Genomic DNA, 18,093 nt, shown 5'->3' on the forward strand with positions numbered 1-18,093 from the left:
CTCCTATACAAAAGGCGGCGCGGGTGCCGCCTGAGAATGCGATAGCTGTAGCAGCTCGGGCCTAGCGGCGCTGCGCGGCCCAGCCCAGCAGCGCGGCGGTGATGCCCGGCGAGGTGTACTCCTGGGCGGTGATGCCAGCGAGGCCAAGATCCGAGGCCGTGCGCGCCGTGGCCGGGCCGATAAAGATGAGGGCCAGCGGATTGAGCAGGGCGGGCAGGTCGGCAGGCGTCAGGCCCGCCTGGGCCAGGCCCTCGATCATATAGCGCACGGTGGAGGAGCTGGTGAAGGTAATCGCATCCACCTGGCCAGCCAGCAGCAGCGGGGCCAGCGTGGCCGCACCCTGGCCGGGCACGGTGCGGTAGGCCACCACCGCATCCACCAGCGCGCCCCTGGCCCGCAGGCCGTCGGCCAGCGTCTCGCGGGCGATGTCGGCGCAGGGCAGCAGCACGCGCTCCCCGGCCACTTCCCCGATCTCCTCCAGCAGGCCCTCGGCGATATGCCGACGGGGCACCAGCGCCACCCGCATGCCGCGCGCCGCCAGGACCTGGGCGGTGGCCGGGCCGACCGCCGCCAGCCGAACATCCGACAGCGCGCCCGCGCCCACACCCAGCGCAGCCAGCCTATGGGCAAGGGCGCTAGCAGCGTTGGGGCTGGTGAGCACCACCCAAGCGTAGCGCCGCACATCCGCCAGCACCGCATCGAGCGGCGCGGGGTCGAGCGGCGGCGCGAAGGCGATCATCGGGTGGAGCAGCGGGGTGGCCCCCAGCGCCGCCAGCTGGGCCGCCAGGCTCTCGCCCTGGCCCTCGGCGCGGGTGATCACCACCCGCAGCCCGGCCAGCGGACTAGACATTCACCAGCTCCTCGGGCTGCGCGGCGGGCTGGTAGGGGCAGAACGGGTCGGCGGCCAGCGGGTCGCCGGTGAGCGCGAAGGCCCGCGAGCGCGAGCCGCCGCAGATCGCGCGGTACTCGCATAGGCCGCACTTGCCCTTCAGCCTGTTGGGGTCGTGCAGATCGACAAACAGCGGCGAGCGGCGGTACACGTCGGCCAGCGTGTCGGTGCGCACGTTGCCCGCCGGAAGCGGCAGGAAGCCCGCCGGGCAGATCTCGCCGGTGTGCGAGACGAACATGATGCCGTGGCCATCGCGCACGCGCAGGCTGCGGTAGGCGTGCGAGCGCCGGATCTGCTCGGGGGTGAAGCCCTCCTCCTGCATGGCCTGGATGGCCACGCGGCGGAACGAGGGGGCCTCGGTGGTGGACATAGCGAAGGGCGCGGTGCGGCTGGTGCGGTCGACCCAGCGCATCAGCTCCTCGCCCTGCTCCGGCTCTAGCGCCTCCAGCACCTTGCCGCGCCCCACGCTGATCAGGAAAAACAGGCTCCATCGGCTGATGCCGATCTCGCACAGCAGGTCGTAGATCGCGGGCACGTCGCCCAGCGTCTCGGCGGCCACCAGCGTGTTGATCTGCACCGGCATGCCCAGCTCGTTGGCCCAGCGCGCCACATTCACCGTGCGCTCGAAGCAGCCGGGGATCATGCGGATCGCGTCGTGAAGCTCGGCGGTCGCGCCATCCAGGCTCAGGCCCAGCGCGTTGATGCCGATATCGTGCAGGTGCACCACCACATCGCGGGTGAGGCGCTCGCTGGCGGCGGGTGTGATCGAGACCGAGATCTCGTGGGCGTGGGCCTCGGCGATCAGCGCATCCAGGTCGGGGCGCTGCATGGGGTCGCCGCCGGTGAGGATCAGCTGGGGGCGTGGGTCGCCAAACGCGGCGATCTGGCGGATCAGCTCGCGGCCCTCGGCGGTGGTCAGCTGGCGCGGGTCGGCGTGGGCTTGGGCCTCGGCGCGGCAGTGGCGGCAGGCCAGCGGGCAGGCCGTGGTCATCTCCCAGTAGACATTCAGCGGGGTCTGGGCGTAGTCGCGCCGGGCGTGCTGGCGCATCAGGTGTGGTGTGCGGTTCATGGCCTTGGTACATAGCGGCAGCAGGCCACTCGTTCCACGGCCCACCGTCACCTATGGCTATATATGCGGTTCGCGGGCGGCCTGCTCAGCGCGCCGCCCCTGGGGAAGAAAGCTTCTGCATCGTCAAGAGCGTCTGCCCGCCGATCGAGAGCAGCTCCTCGGCGAGGTGTCGGCCCAGCGACACCGGGTCGCTGGCCGGGCCGCGGCGGCTGCCGCGCACCACATGGCCGCTGGCGCTGCCGATCAGGCCGTAGATCTGGATGTGGTCGCCGCCGAGCTGGGCGTAGGCCGCCAGCGGCACCTGGCAGCCGCCGCCAAACCGCGCCAGAAAGGCGCGCTCGGCTAGGGCGGCGGTGCGCGCGGCGTGGTCGTCGAGCGCTGCCAGCAGGGCCAGCACCTCGTCGTCGCCCGCGCGGGCCTCGATGCCCAGGATGCCCTGCGAGACCGCAGGCACCATCACCGTGGGCGCGAGGTACTCGCTGATCTCGCCCGCCAGCCCCAGGCGGTGTAGCCCGGCAGCCGCCAGCACGATCGCGTCGTACGCGCCCTCGTGCAGCTTGCGCAGCCGCGTGTCCACATTGCCGCGAAGGTCGGCGATCTGCAGATCGGGACGCCAGTGGCGCAGCTGGCTAGCCCGCCGCAGGCTGGATGTGCCCACCGTCGCGCCCTCGGGCAGCTGCGAGAGCGTCAGACCGCCCCGGCTCACCAGGGCATCGCGCGCATCCTCGCGGGCGGGGAAGGCCCCCAGCGCCATGTCGGGCGGCAGCTCGGATGGCAGATCCTTGGCGCTGTGGACGGCCAGATCGACCTCGCCACGGCGCATCGCATCCTCGATCTCGGTCACAAACAGGCCCTTGTCGCCGATCGCCGAGAGCGGGCGGTCGAGCACCACATCGCCCTTGGTGGTGATGTGTTTGTGCTCCACGGTCAGCCCAGGGTGGGCCTGCCGCAGCATCTCGCTCACCATCTCGGTCTGGGCGAGCGCCAGCTTGCTGCGGCGAGTTCCAATCACAACGTGTGTCTTTGACATTCTATCTTATGTAGACCATATGAAGCGAAAGAGGCATAGGCTGTCGCATCTTCAGCCACCCCCATCCTACCATCTTCGCTATCCGAAAAAAAGCGCCGGTGGAAAACGCTCTGTTCTGTGTTCGCAACAGAACGGGCTAGAGCGCGGCCAGCGCCTCGCGCACCACCGACTCGATCACGGCCACAAACTCGGCATCAGCGTTGGGCATAGCGATGCGGCGCAGCGCCATGCCGTGCTCGGCGGCCTTGTCCTGGGCCTCGGTGTCGATGTCCCACAGCACCTCAAGGTGCTCGGCCACAAAGCCGAAGGGCACGCTCAGCACCTGCGTCACGCCCTCCTCGTGCAGGGTGTCGAGGTAGTCCAGGATGTCTGGCCCCAGCCAGGGGTCGCCGGTCATACCCGCGCTCTGGAAGCAGAAGCGCCAGTCGGCCAGGCCCAGGCGCTCGGCCACAGCGGCGGCGCTCTCGCGCAGGTACTGCGGGTAGGGGTCGCCCATCGTCACGATCTTCTCGGGCAGGCTGTGGGCGCTGAACAGCACCTTCACCGCATCTAGACCGGGCTGGGGGAACTGCTCGGCGGCGGCGCGGATGCGGCGGGCCGTCATCTCTAGAAAGCCGGGGTTGAGGTGCCAGCTCTCGATAAAGTGCAGCTGAAAGGGCTGCTCGACGTGCTCCAGCGCCTTCTGGATGTACTTGCGGTAGCCCTCTAGGCTATAGCGCGAGTAGTGCGGCGCGAGCACCACCGCCACCACCTGCTCCACGCCGTCGGCCACGATCTGCGGCACCACATCGCCGATATAGGGGTGCCAGTGCTTCATGCCCAGGTACACGCGGTAGCGACCCGCGCCATCGGCGTCTAGCCGCTGCTGCAGCTGCTGGGCCACGCTGTCCGACAGGTCGAGCAGGGGCGTGCGCCCGCCCACCTTGCGGTAGCGCTCGCGAAGGTCGTGCAGGGCCTCGGGCGAGGGCGGCCTGCCGCCGCGAATGTGCGTGTAGTACGGCTCGACATCCTCAAGGGTGCCCGGCGTACCATAGGCAAGCACAAAAATACCGATCGGTTTGTCGCTCATATCTGCTCACAGGGCGGGCCATGCCAAGGCATGGCCCGCGCTTATGCAATGCGAAAAGAAGGATTAGCTCTGGCCGTAGCTATGCACAAAATCGACCAGCCGCCGCACGGTGTCCACCGGCGTCTCGGTCAGGATGCCGTGGCCAAGGTTGAAGATGAAGCCCGGCCTGCCCGCCGCGCGGTCGATGATGTCGGCGGCGCGCTGCTCCAGCTCCTCCCAGGGCGCAAACAGCGTCATCGGGTCGAGGTTGCCCTGGATGGCGTAGCCGGGGCCAAGCTCGGCCCAGGCATCATCCAGCTGAGTGCGCCAGTCGATGCCCACCACATCGGTGCCCACCTGCCGCACCAGCGGCAGCATGCCGGTGGTGCCGGTGGAGAAGTAGATGATCGGCGTCTCGGCCCCGGCGCGGGCGCGCACCTTGGCCACCACGTCCTTCAGGTAGGGCAGCACAAAGCGCTCGAAGTCGTAGGGGGCCAGTGCGCCCGCCCAGCTGTCGAACAGCTGCACCGCGTCCGCGCCAGCGGCGATCTGGTTCGATAGGTAGTCGGCCACCAGATCGGCCAGCTTGGCCATCAGGGCGTGCCAGGCCTGCGGCTCGCGGTACATCAGCTGCTTGGCGCGGCGGTACTCCTTCGAGCCGCCGCCCTCGATCGCGTAGCTGGCCAGGGTGAAAGGCGCGCCGCTGAAACCGATCAGCGGGGTGCGTCCCGCCAGCTCGCGCTTGACCAGGCGGATGGCCTCAAGCGTGTAGGGCACGGTCTCGCGCGTGTCGGGCTGGGCCAGCGCGGCCACATCGGCGGCAGAGCGGATGGGGTTGTGGATGATCGGCCCCTCGCCCTTCTCGTAGGTGAGCTGGAGGCCCATACCCTCCAGCGGCGGCAGGATGTCGGCGAAGATGATCGCCGCATCCAGATCGAAGGCGCGCAGCGGCTGGAGCGTCACTTCGGCGGCCAGCTCGGGCGTCTTCACCATGGTTAGGAAGCCGTGCTGCTCGCGCACGGCGCGGTACTCGGGCATGTAGCGCCCGGCCTGGCGCATCAGCCACACCGGCGTACGCTCGGCGGGCTGGCGAAGGCATGCTTGCAGAAATGGATGCTGTTTCATAGTACGCTACCCGATCAGGGCCAGCGCCTCCCCTAGCTCATAGTGGCTGCCAGTGATGATGGGCGTGTCCTTGAGGGTGTAGCGGCGGGCCTCGGTGGCGCGCAGATCCGTCACCAGCGCGCTGAAGCGCGGCAGATCCTCGGTCTCATAGGCCACCACGAACTCCTGGTCATCCAGGCCGGTGACGTAGAGCAGCACCTGCGGGATGTCGGCGTAGTCGTGCCCGATGCGGATGTGCTCGTTCATCATGCCCTGGCGGGCCTCGCGGCTCATCAGGAACCACTCGGTGGTCTTGGCGAAGGGGTAGACCACCAGGTAGCTCTGGCGGGTGTCCACGTCGATGGCCTGCTCCTGGGTGGTGGGGCGCTTGGTGTAGGTGGATGGCCGGGTGAAGCCGAATAGGTTGTAGGTCAGCTCCATGTACTGGCCGATGCCGGTCTGCAGCAGGCGGGCGGTCATCTGCTGCATCTCCTTGGCATCGAAGCCCTTGCGCCACAGCAGCAGGTCGCAGATCGTCTTGAAGCCGATGGTGCTGTAGGCGTAGGTCTTCACGCCGCTGAACTCGGCCACCGCCTGCGCGAACGAGGCGCGGCCATCCTGGCGGGCGCTCAGCGGCAGCCTGCGCCAGGCCGGGTCGATCTTGAAGCCGCAGTAGGTGACGAAATATGGCTGCTTTGCGGGGGTCTCATCGCTAGACATGATACTCTCCTCTTCATTCTCAGACAGGGCAGCTAGAGCTGAAACAGGCGCTGCACCGCGTGGGCCAGCTCGTCGGCCTCGCTCGGGTTTTTGAGCGAGGTGATGGGCGAGTGCAGCAACTTATTGACAATGGCGGCGCTCAGGGCGCTGATCGCGGCCTGCTCGCTGGGGCCGAGGTTGGGCAGCCGGGCGAGCGTGCGCTCCAGCTCGGCGGCGCGGATGGCCTCGGCGCGCTCGCGAAGGGCGCGGATGGTGGGCACGATGCGCTGGGTGGCCCACCAGTCCATAAACTTGGCGACCTCGCCGCGCACCACATCCTCGGCGGCGCTCACCTCGGCGGCGCGGGCCTCGCGGTTGGATGCGCAGATCGCCTGCATGTGGTCGACATCGAACAGGGTGACGTTCTCCAGCGCGATGGCGGCGGGGTCGATATCGCGCGGCACCGCCAGATCGAGCAGCACCTGGGGGCTGTGGGCGGCGGCCTCGGCCACCTGCGCGGCGGTTAGCACCACGTCGGGGGCGGATGTGCAGCAGATCGCCACATCGTGGGCGGCCAGCAGCTGCGGCAGGGCCGCGTAGGGCGCGGACTGCACCCCGTAGCGCTGGGCCAGGGCCTCGGCGCGCGCGGCGGTGCGATTGGCCACCGTCACATGGGCGATGCCGTGCAGGTGCTTGATCGCCAGCTCGGCCATGCGGCCAGCGCCCACCACCAGCACACGCCGCCCCGCCAGCGTCCCAAAGCGCTGGCGGGCCAGATCCACCGCCACCGAGACCACCGAGAGGTTCAGGCGGGCGATGCCGGTGTTGGTGCGCACCAGCTTGCCCGCAGTCAGGGCGTTGTCGATCATGCGGCGCAGGTGCGCCCCCAGCGCACCCGCATCCGATGCGGCCTGCACCGCGCTGCGGATCTGGCTGGTGATCTGCTCCTCACCCAGCACCATGGAGTCTAGCCCGGCGGCCAAGCGGAACACATGCTGCACTGCCGCCTCGCCCACCAGCGTGGTGGTGTGCGGCAGCACCGTGGCGCGGTCGACGTGGTGCCAGTCGGCCAGGAAGTGCGCCAGGGCCTGCGGGTCGGCGTCATCCTCCATCGTGGCGTAGATCTCGACGCGGTTGCAGGTGGAGAGCACGCAGGCCTCGATGGCCTGCTCGCGCAGCGCCTGGAGGGCGGCGGGCAGATCGGCGTCGGCGAAGGCGAGCTGTTCGCGCAGCGCGACCGGCGTGGTGCGCTGGTGGATACCGGTAATTACAAGTTGCACAGAATCCTCGAAGTAAAGAGCCGCGCGGCAATGATGCGTGGCAGCGTTTTATCTCGCAGAATACAGGAGGGCTGCTGCCTAGCCGTGCGGCTGCTCGTAGCCCTCGATCACACCAAGCAGCACCGTATCCATAAAGCGATCGACGCGCACATGGAGCGCGGCGGCCTCTTCTGGCCCGAGCGGCTGCGACACGCCGATGATCGGCATGCCGATGCCCGCAAACGAAGTGCGAAAGAACAGGAAGGCCTCCACGGTCTCGTACAGGCTCACGCCGCTGGCGCGGGCCTCGGTGCCGTAGGCGATGCCCACCTCGCGGGCCTCGGCTAGGAAGCGCTCCTCATCGCCACGGCGGGCGGCGTACTGGGCCAGCAGGCCCAGCAGCCGCTGGCCCAGGCCGCGCATGCGCTCGGGGCCGCCGTGGCTGGCCATACGGGCGTGCCAATCCTGCTGGGCCAGGGCGCGCTCGTCCACACCCCAGGGCATGGCGGGCGCGGGGTCGGGCGGGGCCACGTTGGAAAGCACCTGCGGCGGCAGCGTGGCCAGGCGGGCAATGGCCTGGCCCGAGAAGCGGCGGTGGCCGCCCAGCGTGCGCTTGATCGGCACCAGGCCCTCGTCGCCCCAGCGGCGCAGGGTCGAGCTGGCCACGCCCAGGCGCTCGCTGGCCTCCTGCAGGGTCAGCCACTCATCGGCGGCAGATTCGTCGTGTGGGTCCATGGCCATGCGTTCTTCCAAACCTACCAAAGCTCATCCGTCACAATCCAGTGTACCCGGATTTTTTGCAGCACATGCAGAACCTGAAGGCATCGGTCAGTTCGAGGCCACCAGCTGCGCGATCCGCCCCAGCGCGCGCTTGGCCGCATCCTGGCCCTGCTGCACGCAGTCGGGGATGCCCACGCCACGGTAGGCGCACCCGGCCAGGTACAGGCCCTGCGGGCTGGCCTTCTCCATCTGAGCCACGCGGTCGAGATGGCCGACATCGTACTGGGGGTTGGCGCGGTGCCAGCGCACAATGTGGGTGTGCAGCGGCTCGGCGGTGATGCCCAGCAGCTCGCGCAGCTCGGCGCGCACCGTCTCCATCAGCTGCGGGTCTTCGAGGGCAAAGGTGCCGGGGTTGTGCGAGCCGCCGAAGAACACGCGCAGCAGCGTGGTGTCGCCGCTGGCGCGGCCCTCCCACTTGATCGACGACATAGTGACGGCATTGATCTTGCGGCCCTCGATGCGGGGCAGCAGCACGCCCGCGCAGGGCTTCACGTGGGCCAGATCGCTGCTGCGGAAGGCCAGCGTGACCGTGCCGGTGGAGACGTAGCGGATCTGCTCAAGCTGCGCGGCGAGGTCGGGCGCGAAGCCGCGCACGATCTGGGCGGTGGCGTAGGCGGGGGTGGCCATGATCACAGCGTCGGCATCCAGCACCTCGCCGTTCTCCAGCAGCACGCGGTAGCCATTCTGCGCCTTCTGGATGCTGGCCACGCCCGTGTCGCGTAGCACGCTACCCTGGATGCTGGCGCTGAGCCTGTCGATCAGCTCCTGCAGGCCGTTGGGGAAGGAAGCGAAGGCGGGCACGGCGGGCGCGCCCGGCTTGCGCTTGGCGCGCATGGCCTTCTGCTCGGCGCGCAGGCCGCGGATCAGGCTGCCGTGGGTGCGCTCGGCCTGCTGGAAGCGCGGGAAGGTGGCCTGGATGCTCTGGCGCTCGCACTCGGCGTTGTGGATGCCCGACATCAGCGGCTCGGCCATGCGCTCCAGCACCTCGCGGCCCATGCGGCGGCGGATGAAGTCGCCCAGCGACTCGTCGCCGGGGTCGCGGCGGCGCGGCAGGATGAAGTCGAGGCCGGCGCGCAGCCGCCCCGGCAGCGAGAGCAGGCCCGAGCGGATGAAGGGGCCGAGCTTGAGCGGGACCACCAGCATCAGTCCCTCGGGCATCTGCTCTAGCCGCCCGCGCGAGTAGATGTAGACGGTCTTCTGCTGCTGGTTGCTGCCGATCAGGCGCTCGGCGAGGCCCAGATCGCGCACCAGGCCGAGCGCGGCGGGCTTCTGAGTCAAAAAGGAGTCGGGGCCAGCCTCGATCACATAGCGGCCCTGGCCCTCCACAATATCGGTGCGAACTTTCCCGCCCAGCCGCGCGTCGCGCTCGATCAGCGTGTAGCGCAGCCGGTCCGAGGATTTGTCGAGCGCGTGCGCCGCGCTCAGACCGGTGATTCCGCCCCCGACGATCACCACGTGGGGGAGTGACGCGTGCATTGTGGGTGTCATAAATCTATCAAATCTATCAAATCTCTTCTTTGCTGCAGAGTATACTCGCTTTTGAGTTATGTGTCAATTTTCACAATTATTCGCTATTCTTTCTTGGTAAACTTGCCACAACGCATCATACGGCCTATTTCATAACGACCAAAAGCCTAACGTCGACCGATAAGCGAGATATCAGGATGCAATCATCTTGCGGCCCACCGCACCAGCGCAAAAGCGATGTATACTGGCGCGAATCATGATCAAAAAAATGACAATCACCAATAGAGAAACACCCGCACACTATGCTTGAATACTATGAACCTGCCACCAGCGAGCGCCGCGCCCAGGCCGAGGTCGACACCGCCGCCATCGAGTCCAACGCGCGCCTGATGCGGCGCGTGCTTGGCCCAGGCTGCCAGCTGATCGGCGTGGCCAAGGCCGACGCCTACGGCCACGGCGCAGTGGGCGCGGTGCAGGCCATGCTGCGCGGGGGGGCCACCTGCGCCGCTGTGGCCACTGTGGGCGAGGGCAGGCGGCTGCGCGCCGCCGGGATCGACGCGCCCATCTTGGTGCTGGGGCCAGCCAGCAGGCGCGACCTGCACGAGGCGCTAGCCCTGGGCCTGCAGCTGATGGTGGGCGACGCCGCCATGATCCAGGCAGTGGCCGCCGCCGCCGAGGCCACCGGCCACCAGGCCCGCGTGCATCTAAAGATCGACACCGGCATGCACCGGCTGGGCCTGCTGCCCCACGAGGCGCTGCCGGTGCTGCGCGCCACCCCAGGCGCAGGCGTGCTGCGCTGGGAAGGTATCTTCACCCACTTCGCCTGCGCCGACGAGCCGACGCGGCCCGAGACTCACTTTCAGATCGCCGCGTTCGAAGAGGTGGTGGGCGCGCTAGCTGCGGCGGGCTACCGCTTCCCGCTGGTGCACGCCGCCAGCAGCGCCGGTGCGCTAGCCTTCCCCGAGGCGCGCTACAGCGCGGCCCGCGTGGGCATCGCGCTCTACGGCGTCGCGCCCAGCGACGAGGTGGGGCTGCCCGCAGGCTTCCAGCCAGCGCTCACCTTCCGCACCAGCATCACCCGCGTGGCCGAGCTTCCGGCGGGCAGCCAGGTGTCGTACGGCGGGGTCTACCGCACGCCAGGCCCGCAGCGCATCGCCACCATCGGCGCGGGCTACGCCGACGGCCTGCGCCGCTCGCCGCCGTGGCAGCAGGCGCTGGTGGGCGGCGTGCGTGTGCCGATCGTTGGGCGGATCTGTATGGACTACGCGATGGTGGATGTGACCGATCTGGATGCCCAGGTGGAGGACGAGGTGGTGCTGATGGGACGCCAGGGCGAGGCCAGCATCAGCGCCGCAGAGGTGGGCCAGTGGCTCGGCACCAGCGCCTACGAGGTGCTCACCACCATCCTGCCGGGCGAGCCGAGAAGCTAACATTTGATGCTACAATAGCCGCCATGAACTACCAAGACGCGCTCAACTACATCTACTCGTTCTTGGACAGCGAGGCCAAGCTGCCGCGCCTGCCCGCCGAGTTTAATCTGCCGCGCACCGTGGCCCTGCTGCGGGCCTGCGGCGACCCGCAGCGGGAGTTCCGCAGCGTGGTGGTGGCGGGCACCAAGGGCAAAGGCTCGACCTCGGTGATGCTCGAATCCATCCTGCGCCACGCCGGGCTGCGCACAGGGCTGTGGACATCGCCGCACCTGCACTCGTACCGCGAGCGCATCCAGCTGGGCCGCGAGCCGATCGGCCAGGAGCTGCTGGTGGCCCAGGTCGAGCGCCTGCGCCCGATCTTCGACCGCTTCGACATCGAGCAGTTTGGCACGCCCAGCGTCTTCGACATCGGCTTTGTGATCGCGCTCGACCTGTTCGCGCGCAGCCAGGTGGAGGTAGCCGTGCTAGAGGTGGGGCTGGGCGGGCGCTACGACTGCGCCAACGCCGTGCCCGCCGTGCTATCGGTCATCACGTCGATCAGCTACGACCACATGCACGTGCTGGGCCATACCCTGGCCGAGATCGCCTATCAGAAGGCTGGGATCGCCAAGTCCGGCGTGCCGCTGCTGGCCCTAGAGCAGGCCCCCGAGGCCATGCAGGCCATCGCCAAGGCCGCAGGCGAGGCCCAGGCCCCGCTCTACACCCTGCCGCGCGCCGGCGACAGCGCCACGCCGCAGGGGCCCCGCCCGCTGAGCCAGCCCTACGCTGGCCCCATCCGCCCGGCGCTCCAGGGCAGCTTCCAGCGCGAAAATGCCCGCCTAGCGGTGGCCGCAGCGGCCCTGCTGCGCGAGCAGTGCTACGAGATCGCCGACGAGGCGATCGACGCCGGGCTGGCCAGCGCGTGGTGGCCCGCCCGCTTCGAGGTGGTGGCGGGCGATCCGACCTATGTGATCGACGGCGCGCACAACGGCGACTCCGCTGCGCGGCTGCTGGAGGCGCTGCGCGCGCAGTTCGGCGGCAGTCAGCTAGTGCTGGTGTTCGGCACCACCCAGGACAAAGACGTGGCCCGCATGTTCGACACGCTCATCCCCGCCGCCGACGCGCTGGTGCTGACCCACTCGCGCCACCCCCGCGCCGACACCCACATGGCCACCCTGGCCGAGGCCGCCCGCCAGCGCCGCGCCGCCGACGCGCCGCTGGAGACCCGCCTGACCGACGACATCCCCAAGGCGCTGGCAGAGGCGCGGACCCTGGCCCGCCCTGGCGCGGTGATCTGCATCACCGGCTCGCTGTTTGTAGCTGCCGCCGCCCGCGAGGCGCTGGGCCTGCCCCACCAGCGCGACTAGGCGTGGCGGCTGAGCCAGAAGGTGTTCGGCTGGACCGTGGCGGACACCTGGACAACCACATCGGTGCGGACGAGGGTGTCCGCGCTGTTCACCAGCACGTGGCTGGGGCGCTCCGAAAAGCGCAGCTCGTAGCCGCGGATGGCCTCATCAAGCTTGTCGCTGGCCTCTTTGCGAGGCGTATCATCGAACCACACATAGTACATAGGCCCTCCTTTAATAAAAAACACCTGGCGAGCCTTCAGCTTTTGTCCGCTGAAGGCTCGCCTCGCTCATTCAGCACCATCTGCACCCGATGCGCGTAGGGGCAGCGGAAAAGCGCGTAGAAAACCTTTTTGCGCACCGTGTGGGTAGAGACCATACCGCGAAAGAAGGGATCTGGCTCCGACACCACCACATTCATCCACTGCTGCTCGCGCAGCACCATGGTCATCAGCACGCCCTGCTGGCCAGCCTGCGCGCACTGCTGGCAGGGGATTGGCTCAAGAACCTTCGACGACTCGCCCATGCGCTCTCCCTTGGCCATTGCAACACCCCCGGCTACCGATACCAGCGCTTGCGCCCGCGCGCGGGTGGCTCCGGCAGTGCCAGATCGACGCTGCCGCCAGCGTCGGGAAAGATCAGGTTGAAGCTGCGGCGCAAAATCTCGCGCACCACCGCCTCAAAGGCAACATCGGTGACCAGCGTGACCGAGAGGCAGCGGCGGCTATCTTCTGGATCGCGCTCCACCACTACACGTTGCCAGTGGGGCCAGCGCCGCACCGTGGTGAGGATGCGATCCTCATTTTCCCCACGAAGGGTCAAAAGTAGCTCGCCAGCAGTGTTCATAGAAAGCGTGCTCATACTCCCCCGCTCCTCTCAGAATATCCCTTATAATGCGTATTTTGCATTTTCTGATAGCGTTTTAAAAAATAATACAGTAATGGCGGCACAGCTGTTTTTTCAACATACAATACACAATCAGCGATACAAACGCTGCAAGCAAAAGATCGCCAATAATGGCAGCCTACACATACCAACATGAGTAGAAAAGAGAGAAACAACCAGAAGGCGCAAGAAATCTCTTATATTGCCGAGCAGAGGAGGGTGAGGAGTCATCAAGTGGTCCTTTCTATCACGGACCGCTTGATCGAAACCAGGCGCTAGGTGATATTCTTTTCCCAACAATATACGTGCCCTGAGTATACCACACCACGCAGCGCAGCGCGATCTTCAGGCGGGGCCTATGCATTCCCTTTCGGCAGAACGTTTTTACCACCAAGACTCCAAGGCACGAAGGAAACAGATACCAGCAGGGCACGAAGAAAAAACGATTCGCCGCCAAGGCGCAAAAGGGCATCAGACAGAACGCATAGACCCTGGCGGCCTATGCGTTCTGTCCAAAAAACAGCGTACCGTCACATGAGCGTGCTGGGATGTGCGCGGGCCGACCGTCGGCAATGCTTGCGGCGCCGGTCGGCCCGCGCGCTGGTGAGGGGTAATTGTGGGGCAAAGGCCGCAGCTACGCCCGCCGTGGCCCAAGCAGCGCATTGAGCTGCCCATAGAGCGGGCTGCGGCGCAGCTGCGCGTCGGTGGCGACGCCCTGGTAGACCATGTCGGCCAGCTCGCTGTTGAGCGCGGCGCTCTGGCCGCGGCCCTGCACTGTGTCGCGGAAGGCAGTATGCTTGAGCAGCAGCGCGGCCTCGTTCTGCGGCGCGAGCTTGCCCGCGAACAGGCGGTGCGGCGGCCTCGTCGGCAGGTTCGCCGCATCGCAGCGCGCCATGATCTCGCGGTCGCGGTCGGCGCGGTAGCTCAGGCCGGGCAGCGGCGTGGGGCCTTGGCCATCGCTGTAGAGGTCGCGGTAGTAGCTGGGCGGGTAGCTGCCGATCCGGGCCAGCATGTCGCTGATGCGCTTGCGGTGGCGCTCGCTGGGGATGTGCAGGTAGTCCCACACCAGGAAATCGGCCCCGGCCTCGGCCACCGCCTTCACCGTCATACTGATGCTGTAGTCGGTATCGTTCACATAGGGCGTGATCGGCATCATGGCCACGCCGGTGGGGATGCCCGCCTGCTTGAGCGCGGCGATCGCCTCCAGGCGCAGCTGGGGCGGCGGGGCCTTGTCTTCCAGCTTCGAGCAGAGGTAGGGGTCGGTGCCCAGCACCGTGAACACCACCGCCGCGAGGCTCTTGGCGTTGATCTGCTCCAGCAGCACCAGATCCTCCAGCACGGTGGGGCTCTTCGTCAGGATGAGGCAGGGCTGGCCGCGCTCGGCGAACAGCCGCAGGATCTGGCGGGTTAGGCGGTAGCTCGCCTCGGCGGGCTGGTAGGGGTCGCTCAGCGCGGTGATGGCGACCAGATCGCCACGGTCGATCTGCTCCAGATCCTCGGCCACCTTGTCCACGAGGTTCACGGCCACGCGCACCGTCTCGTTGAACGGTCGGGTGCGGTAGGCCCAGCCATCGCAGTAGGGGCAGCCGAACTCGCAGCCATCGTAGACCGCCAGCGTGTAGGACGAGAGAAAGTACTCGTTGATCGTTGGGCGGCGCTTGCCGATCGCCGCGCCGGTCAGCTCATCTTCAACATAGTATGCCATAGCAAATAGCGCTCCCCAGTGGGCTAGCGGGCATCTCCCCCGCGAATCGCAGCCAGCAGCTCGGCGTGGATCTGGCCATTGGACGCCACCATAGAAGTGCTCCAGGGCGTCCACTCGCCGCCATCCGCATCGGTGATCATGCCGCCCGCCTCCAGCAGGATCAGCGCAGCCGCCGAGGAGTCCCATGGCTTCAGCCAGAACTCCCAGTGGGCATCCAGCCGCCCGCAGGCCACCGAGGCCAGGTCGAGCGCCGCCGAGCCAGCGCGGCGGATGCCCTGCACCAGGCGGTGCACGCGGGCGAACTCGGCGGCGTTGTTGCGCTCGTTGGTGGCGAAGTCGTAGGGGAAGCCGGTGGAGAGCAGCGCGTCGCCGAGCGACGCCGCCGACGAGACGCGGATGGGCGCGCCGTTCAGGTGGGCGCCGCCGCCGCGCTGGGCCGTGAACAGCTGATCGCGGGTGGGGTCGTAGACCACGCCCAGGTAGGGGGCGCGCTCGTAGAGCAGGCCGAGCGAGACGCAGTAGTAGGGGAAGTCGTGCGCGAAATTGTTGGTGCCATCCAGCGGGTCGATCACCCACAGCCACGGCGAGTCGGACTCCACGCCGCCGCCCTCCTCGGCCAGAATGCCGTGGTCGGGGAAGCGCTCGCGGATCGCCGCGATGATCAGGGCCTCGCTGGCGCGGTCCACATTGGTCACCAGGTCGAAGGGGCCTTTCTTGTCGATCTGGCGGGGCTGCGACGCGCCCTCGCGCAGCACAGCGCCTGCGCGGCGGGCAAGCTGGACAGTAAACGGTAGCATAGCGGGTGTATCTGGCGCGCTCGCCCGCGCCCAGCGCGAGCGCGGGAGGGGAACGAACTGCGCCGCTAGAGCGTCTCCATTAGGTAAGGGACGACGAGTGGCCTTTTCCAGGTGGCCGCATACACGCGGCGGCCCTATTATACACGAGAGAAGATTGGGAGAAGGTCGGAAAGGATTTCTGCTATGTATCGACGGATCTTGGCGCTGACGGCTATGGCCTGCGCGCTGGCGGCCTGCGGCGCATCGGGCGGCGCGGCACCGCAGCCGGGCAACAGCGCCGCCGCGCCCACCGCCGGGGCCAGCACCGCCGCGCCCGCGCCCACGGGAGCGCCCGCCCCATCGCCCACGGCAGCGGCCACCGCCACCGCCGCGCCCGCCGACACCGCCGCACCGCCGACAGAGCAGCCCAAGGAGGCAGCCATGCCCGAGCAGACCGCACAGCCCGCCGACGAGCAGAGCGCCATGGTCGCTATCGCCACGCAGGATCTGGCCAAGCGCCTGAGCATCACCACGGACAAGATCGCCACAACGTCGGTAGAGGAGGTCGAGTGGAACAACGGCGCGCTGGGCTGCCCCCAGCCCGACATGGCCTACACCCAGGTAATCATCTCGGGGTTCAAGATCGTGCTTGAGGCCGACGGCAAGAGCTACAACTACCACACCGACCGCACCAAGCGCGCGGTGCTGTGCGAGAATAGCGGCCCCACCGGCAAGCTGAAGCAGCCCTAGCGCTTGCGGACGCGCCGCTTCTGCACATAGCGCTTGGGCTGCTTCAGCGGCCCTGGCTCAGGCGGCATCACGTCCTCGTCCTCGGGCGGCTGGTCGACCGGCTCGCCAAACAGCCGCAGCCACTCCTCGACCTCGGCGGGCGAGAGCCGCACCTCGCGCGGCTTCTCCTCGTTGGGGTCGATCTTAATGTGGGGCGAGGCCAGCAGGGTGGCGGCAAACTCGGTCGAACTGATCACACGCACCTTGCGCGCCTGGGCGGCCCGCGCCACCCGTCGATCGGATGTGATCACGCGCCAGTCGGAGGTGCGCTCGATCTGGGCGATGCGGCGGATGATCTGCGTGTCGGCATCCTGGGGCGACTGGGCGAAGTAGCATGTGATCCCATAGCCATCCAGCCGCACCGGGTGCCCGTACACGCCACGGTCGAAGATCACGATGATGTTGCGCCGACGGTTGGCCGTGGCATAGCGCCGCAGCACCATCACCAGTTTGGCCTCATCATCTGGGTCGTCGAGCGCGATCCCGGGCATCTTACCGATCAGATTATGTCCATCTACCAGGTAGTTCATGTCGCTGCCGCCGCCCTGTTTCGGGCGGCTTTGCTCTGCGCCGCACCGTTCGCTTCACCAGATCGTAGCAGTATACCACGCCCGCAACTATCTGCCGCCGCCCAGCGTCGTAGCAGCAGAGAAAATGGTGCTGTATGGCGTACAGAAGCCTAGCACCCTCAGATTCTGCCTAGCGGTGAAGGAAGAGATGATGCCCGAGCGACAGATACCCGACACGCCCTACCAGCCTCAAGATATCCCAGGCTACACCCCGCCCGCCGTGCCGCCCATGGCCACCCAGCGCCAGCGCACCACCCGCGCCCTGGGCGCGATCCTGATGGTGTTCGGCCTCGGCTGGCTGGGGATCGCCCTCCATGAGAATACGCGCCCGCCTCAAGATTCGGTTGCCACCGAGAGCGTCAGCACGTCCTCGCTGCTCGCGCAGACCTACCCGACCCAGAACCTCATGCTCGACATCAGCAACGGCACGGTGGATGTGAGCACTTGGGATCGCAGCGAGACCCAGATCGAGATCGTTTACGAGGGCGGCGCGCCCGAGGACTACGACCTGCGGCAGGAAGCGCGCGGCGACACGCTGGAGATCCACGGCGGCCCCAAGCCCTATCTGCCGATCAGCGGCGACCGACAGCTGAGCTACCACATCACCATACCCAAGAGCGGAAGCGTCAACATCCGCAATACCGTCGGCGACATCAGCGTGGCCGATGTGGATGGCCCGGTCACGATCGCTATCAGCACCGGCACGATCAGCGCATCCAACCTTGGCGGCAAGCTGAGCGCCTCGACCACGAATGGCGATATTCACGTGGAGGGGCTGCAAGGCTCGCTGGTGGCCCAGAGCACCAATGGATCGATCAGCCTCACCGACAGCCATAGCCGCGATGTCCAAGCCTCCACTGTCACCGGCGACATCGACATCGAAGGGGCATCGGGCAAGATCGCGCTGCAGAACACCAACGGCAGCATTGCGGTGCACGACGCGCAGGAGAGCAGCCTGAGCCTCAACACCGTGAACGGCGATATCACCTTCGATGGGGCGCTGGCCACCAGCGCCAAGCACACGCTCAACACCGTCTCGGGCAGCGTCGACATGCGCATCCCCGAGAATAGCGACCTCGTGCTGCACGCCGACACATCGAGCGGCGCGATCAGCATCGGCGACGGGATCGAGCTGCAGCGCAGAGAGGAAAACCCCGCTAGCGTCAGCGGCACGCTGGGCAAGGGCGGAGCCGAACTGCAGATCTCCACCGTCACTGGCGACATCCAGGTGCAGGGCGAGTAGGGCGCACAGCAAGGCCCCAGGCAGCC

At 67.6% G+C, this 18,093-nt stretch carries 19 protein-coding genes; 4 read left to right on the top strand and 15 right to left on the bottom strand.

Annotation, left to right across the window (positions count from 1 at the left end; all coding sequences use genetic code 11):
• Nucleotides 1–61: 61 nt before the first annotated feature.
• The 9 genes from F8S13_24580 to hemG all read right to left on the bottom strand — a co-directional run bounded on the left by F8S13_24580 (nt 62) and on the right by hemG (nt 9,366).
• Entirely contained in the window at nt 62–850 is a 789-nt protein-coding gene (locus tag F8S13_24580) for a uroporphyrinogen-III synthase (GenBank protein ID KAB8140201.1), read from the bottom strand.
• A complete protein-coding gene (locus tag F8S13_24585) occupies nt 843–1,937 on the bottom strand; it encodes a TIGR04053 family radical SAM/SPASM domain-containing protein (protein KAB8140264.1) in 1,095 nt (364 codons plus the stop codon). The genes F8S13_24580 and F8S13_24585 overlap by 8 nt, the downstream gene beginning before the upstream one ends.
• Nucleotides 1,938–2,043: 106 nt before the next feature.
• Nucleotides 2,044–2,988 carry a hydroxymethylbilane synthase gene (gene hemC / locus F8S13_24590; GenBank protein ID KAB8140202.1) on the bottom strand — a complete coding sequence of 315 codons (945 nt, stop codon included), beginning with the start codon at nt 2,986–2,988 and terminating at the stop codon, nt 2,044–2,046.
• A 136-nt stretch (nt 2,989–3,124) separates the two neighbouring features.
• The gene (locus F8S13_24595; protein KAB8140203.1) at nt 3,125–4,057 is read right to left on the bottom strand and encodes a ferrochelatase; all 933 of its coding nucleotides are present in this window, start codon (nt 4,055–4,057) and stop codon (nt 3,125–3,127) included.
• A gap of 63 nt (nt 4,058–4,120) precedes the next feature.
• Nucleotides 4,121–5,161: a uroporphyrinogen decarboxylase gene (hemE, locus tag F8S13_24600; GenBank protein KAB8140204.1), complete on the bottom strand. Its 1,041-nt coding sequence runs from the start codon at nt 5,159–5,161 to the stop codon at nt 4,121–4,123.
• Between the two features lie 6 nt (nt 5,162–5,167).
• Nucleotides 5,168–5,860, bottom strand: coding sequence for a chlorite dismutase family protein (locus F8S13_24605; GenBank protein ID KAB8140205.1), 693 nt, complete (start codon nt 5,858–5,860; stop codon nt 5,168–5,170).
• Between the two features lie 32 nt (nt 5,861–5,892).
• Nucleotides 5,893–7,119 (bottom strand): glutamyl-tRNA reductase, encoded by a 1,227-nt coding sequence (locus F8S13_24610; GenBank protein KAB8140206.1) that lies wholly within the window; start codon nt 7,117–7,119, stop codon nt 5,893–5,895.
• Between the two features lie 78 nt (nt 7,120–7,197).
• Complete coding sequence (locus tag F8S13_24615; protein ID KAB8140207.1) at nt 7,198–7,833, bottom strand: MerR family transcriptional regulator; 636 nt, start codon at nt 7,831–7,833, stop codon at nt 7,198–7,200.
• Between the two features lie 93 nt (nt 7,834–7,926).
• Nucleotides 7,927–9,366 carry a protoporphyrinogen oxidase gene (gene hemG, locus F8S13_24620; GenBank protein KAB8140208.1) on the bottom strand — a complete coding sequence of 480 codons (1,440 nt, stop codon included), beginning with the start codon at nt 9,364–9,366 and terminating at the stop codon, nt 7,927–7,929.
• A 281-nt stretch (nt 9,367–9,647) separates the two neighbouring features.
• Here hemG and alr point away from each other — a divergent pair, with 281 nt between their 5' ends.
• Together alr and F8S13_24630 are read left to right on the top strand one after the other, a co-directional pair.
• Nucleotides 9,648–10,775 carry an alanine racemase gene (alr, locus tag F8S13_24625; GenBank protein KAB8140209.1) on the top strand — a complete coding sequence of 376 codons (1,128 nt, stop codon included), beginning with the start codon at nt 9,648–9,650 and terminating at the stop codon, nt 10,773–10,775.
• Nucleotides 10,776–10,798: 23 nt separating this feature from the next.
• A complete protein-coding gene (locus F8S13_24630; GenBank protein KAB8140210.1) occupies nt 10,799–12,121 on the top strand; it encodes a bifunctional folylpolyglutamate synthase/dihydrofolate synthase in 1,323 nt (440 codons plus the stop codon).
• Here F8S13_24630 and F8S13_24635 read toward each other — a convergent pair.
• From F8S13_24635 to F8S13_24655, 5 genes are all read right to left on the bottom strand, one after another.
• Nucleotides 12,118–12,324: a hypothetical protein gene (locus tag F8S13_24635; GenBank protein ID KAB8140211.1), complete on the bottom strand. Its 207-nt coding sequence runs from the start codon at nt 12,322–12,324 to the stop codon at nt 12,118–12,120. The genes F8S13_24630 and F8S13_24635 overlap by 4 nt on opposite strands.
• Nucleotides 12,325–12,359: 35 nt before the next feature.
• Nucleotides 12,360–12,644, bottom strand: a complete 285-nt coding sequence (locus tag F8S13_24640) for a hypothetical protein (GenBank protein KAB8140212.1) — start codon at nt 12,642–12,644, stop codon at nt 12,360–12,362.
• 14 nt (nt 12,645–12,658) lie between these two features.
• Nucleotides 12,659–12,961, bottom strand: a complete 303-nt coding sequence (locus F8S13_24645) for a hypothetical protein (GenBank protein ID KAB8140213.1) — start codon at nt 12,959–12,961, stop codon at nt 12,659–12,661.
• 658 nt (nt 12,962–13,619) lie between these two features.
• Nucleotides 13,620–14,690: a radical SAM protein gene (locus tag F8S13_24650; GenBank protein ID KAB8140214.1), complete on the bottom strand. Its 1,071-nt coding sequence runs from the start codon at nt 14,688–14,690 to the stop codon at nt 13,620–13,622.
• Between the two features lie 23 nt (nt 14,691–14,713).
• Nucleotides 14,714–15,487 carry an inositol monophosphatase gene (locus F8S13_24655; GenBank protein KAB8140215.1) on the bottom strand — a complete coding sequence of 258 codons (774 nt, stop codon included), beginning with the start codon at nt 15,485–15,487 and terminating at the stop codon, nt 14,714–14,716.
• Nucleotides 15,488–15,670: 183 nt separating this feature from the next.
• Between F8S13_24655 and F8S13_24660 the strand changes: the two genes are divergently transcribed.
• The gene (locus F8S13_24660) at nt 15,671–16,216 is read left to right on the top strand and encodes a hypothetical protein (GenBank protein ID KAB8140216.1); all 546 of its coding nucleotides are present in this window, start codon (nt 15,671–15,673) and stop codon (nt 16,214–16,216) included.
• Here the strand turns inward: F8S13_24660 and F8S13_24665 are convergent.
• The gene (locus F8S13_24665) at nt 16,213–16,785 is read right to left on the bottom strand and encodes a hypothetical protein (protein KAB8140217.1); all 573 of its coding nucleotides are present in this window, start codon (nt 16,783–16,785) and stop codon (nt 16,213–16,215) included. The two genes, F8S13_24660 and F8S13_24665, sit on opposite strands and share 4 nt — an antisense overlap.
• On the opposite strand from F8S13_24665, the gene F8S13_24670 reads away from it, so the two are divergent.
• Complete coding sequence (locus tag F8S13_24670) at nt 16,784–18,067, top strand: DUF4097 domain-containing protein (protein ID KAB8140218.1); 1,284 nt, start codon at nt 16,784–16,786, stop codon at nt 18,065–18,067. The genes F8S13_24665 and F8S13_24670 overlap by 2 nt on opposite strands.
• Nucleotides 18,068–18,093 lie beyond the last annotated feature (26 nt).

The sequence above is a fragment of the Chloroflexia bacterium SDU3-3 genome, from assembly GCA_009268125.1.
GTDB lineage: Bacteria > Chloroflexota > Chloroflexia > Chloroflexales > Roseiflexaceae > SDU3-3.